This is a genomic window from Ruegeria sp. CDSB136, assembly GCF_059610965.1.
Genome location: NZ_JBXWOP010000057.1, coordinates 1 through 2,490, shown reverse-complemented (window position 1 = coordinate 2,490; position 2,490 = coordinate 1). Strand labels below are relative to the sequence as shown.

General features: G+C 59.8%; 3 protein-coding genes. All 3 read right to left on the bottom strand.

What is annotated here, in order from left to right:
* On the bottom strand, positions 1-1,614 hold a 1,614-nt coding region (gene tnpC / locus AC2FIR_RS24055), incomplete at its 3' end, for an IS66 family transposase (RefSeq protein WP_496763499.1).
* Between the two features lie 62 nt (positions 1,615-1,676).
* Positions 1,677-2,024: an IS66 family insertion sequence element accessory protein TnpB gene (tnpB, locus tag AC2FIR_RS24050; protein ID WP_496743951.1), complete on the bottom strand. Its 348-nt coding sequence runs from the start codon at positions 2,022-2,024 to the stop codon at positions 1,677-1,679.
* Complete coding sequence (locus tag AC2FIR_RS24045; protein ID WP_496743949.1) at positions 2,021-2,389, bottom strand: transposase; 369 nt, start codon at positions 2,387-2,389, stop codon at positions 2,021-2,023. The genes tnpB and AC2FIR_RS24045 overlap by 4 nt, the downstream gene beginning before the upstream one ends.
* Positions 2,390-2,490: the final 101 nt, after the last annotated feature.

Genomic DNA, 2,490 nt, shown 5'->3' with positions numbered 1-2,490 from the left:
GTTTTCGGCAGATGCTGGCAGCCAGTTCCAGGGAAGCAATTCGTCGAGCCGGTTGATTTTATGATCGTGGATACGGCTGAGGATGTCCGTCAGGTAGGCTTGCGGATCGAGGCCGTTCATTTTGGCGGTTTCAATGATGGTCATGGCGCGAGCGAGGGTTTCGCCGCCGGTGTCTGATCCGGCAAACAACCAGTTGCGGCGGCCAACGCCAATGGGGCGCATGCCGCGTTCGGCGGCGTTATTATCGATGGCCACACGCCCGTCTTCGAGGAATAGAGTGAAGGATGGCCAACGGGAGAGGCCGTAGCGGAAGGCTTTGGCCAGATCGCCTTTGCCAGGTATGCGCGTCAGTTGAGCCTCTGCCCAGGCTTGGAATGCATCCACCTTTGGCTTGGTCTTCTGTTGCCGGGCGACCAAGCGCTCATCTGCGGGCAAGCCTTTGATCTCACGCTCAATGTCGTAGAACTGCCCGATGTGGTCGAGCGCCTCCTTAGCGATCTCGGACTTTGTTGCGACCCAGATGTCATGGAAGTCCCGCCGGAGATGCGCCCAGCAGGCGGCCTCGCGGAATTGGGCGCTGCCATCGGCCCGTGTCTCATAGAGCGCTTTGAAGCCGGTGTACGCATCGGCCTGCAGGATACCGGCACTATTCTTCAAATGTTTGCGGGGATGTTCGCCCTTTCGATCCGGCGAGAAGTAATAGACCGCGCCCGGCGGTGCTTGCCCGCCCCATGGCCGTTGATCACGGACATAGGTCCAGATGCGGCCCTGTTTGACGCCTTTTCCCAGGCCTTTTGACTTGGCAGAACGATCCAGCACCCGGACCGGAGTATCGTCAGCGTGCAGGATGTCGCTGGCCATCACGTCGACTGCAATGCGTTCAATCAGCGGTGCCAATGTCCGCATTGCAGCCCCGCACCAATCCACCAGCGTGGTGTCTGGAATGTCCGCGCCCATGCGTTCAAAAATCTCATGCTGACGGTAAAGCGGGACGTGGTCATCGAACTTGGACGTGAGGATGTAAGCCAGGAGGCCGGGTCCGGCCATGGAGCGCGGGATCGGGCGGCTTGGCGCAGGCTCCTGCATGATCCTTTCACAGCGGCGGCAGGACTTCTTGATCCGAGCAATCTCGATCACTTTCAGCTGTGCCGCGATCATGTCGATCATCTCGCTTACGTCTTCGCCCAGGACACGCAGGTCACCGCCGCACTCCGGGCAGCTTTCGCCGGGGTCAAGTTCCCGGCGTTCGCGCGGCGCATCTTTTGAGATACGCGGGCGCCGGCGCGGCAGGTTATCTTCTGGGGCGGCTTCGTTTGGCGCGGTGATGTCGTCCTCGGCATCGTTGCCCGGCCCTGCCGCTTCATCTGCCTCCGCCATGGCAACCTGCAGGTCTTCGAGCGCCAGTTCCAGTTGCTTAATCTCGCGCTCGATCTTCTCGGAACTTTTGCCAAAGGCCTGTTTCTGCAGCTTGGCGATCCGCGTCCGCAGGGTTTGCACCAATAGATCATGGGCGCGCAATGTGGCCGAGAGTTTGGCATTCTCAGCCTCCAAAGAGGCGATAATCGCCCTCAAAACGGCGGGATCATTGGAGAGAGATGCGGTGTCTTCGAACATGGGAATGTCTACCATGACCCGCCCCATTGCACCATAAAAACAAGCAATATCAGCGCAGTAATTTACCCAACCCGCGCAGGCGGCGCACCCCAATCCGGACGGCGCCAATCGATCCCTTCCCACAGCATGGCCAATTGTGCAGAGGTCAGGCGCGCATTGCCATGCTTCGCAGACGGCCAGGGAAAGCGCCCTTTCTCCAGCACCTTGTAATACAGGCAAAATCCCTGACCGTCCCAGTACAGGAGTTTGAGCCGGTCGCCGCGACGCCCGCGGAACGCAAAGACCGCGCCACTCGCGGGCCGCTGCCGCAGAACATCCTGAGCCAGGGCCGACAAGCCGGCAATCCCTTTCCGCATGTCTGTCGTCCCGCAAGCAAGATAAACACGGACACCCGTGCCAGGGCCAATCATGCCGTCTCAACCAGCCGGATCAAGCGCAAGATATCCGCCTCGGCCATGCCAGCCGGGCAGCGCAGAACCCGACCATTGGAAAACCCGATCTCGGCGGATGTGCTGTTTGGCGGTTCAGGATTGCAAGTCGCGGGCAGTTCTGGCGCATCAAGGGCCAGAAAGGAAATACCCTCAGGCTCCGGCCAGAGACCTTTATCCTTCATTTGCCGCCGCCACTGATAAATATGCTGACGGGTCACGTCATGACGGCGAGCCACGTCCGACACCGTCGCGCCGCCAACACCAACTTCCCGCAAAATCGACAGCTTCAACTCATCAGGCCAAAACCGTCGCCGCTCGACCCCAACAATCACCTCATGTCGCAAAACCTGCCCTCGCCGCATACGACGTCGTTATCCACGTCAGTAACGACGTCTTATAAAATCTGATCATGCAGCGCGGCAGACGGTCTAAATCGGGCGGTTAC

Excerpts from the sequence above, each read along its gene's own strand:
- tnpB (WP_496743951.1), bottom strand. The coding sequence starts at position 2,024 with ATGATTGGCCCTGGCACGGGTGTCCGTGTTTATCTTGCTTGCGGGACG.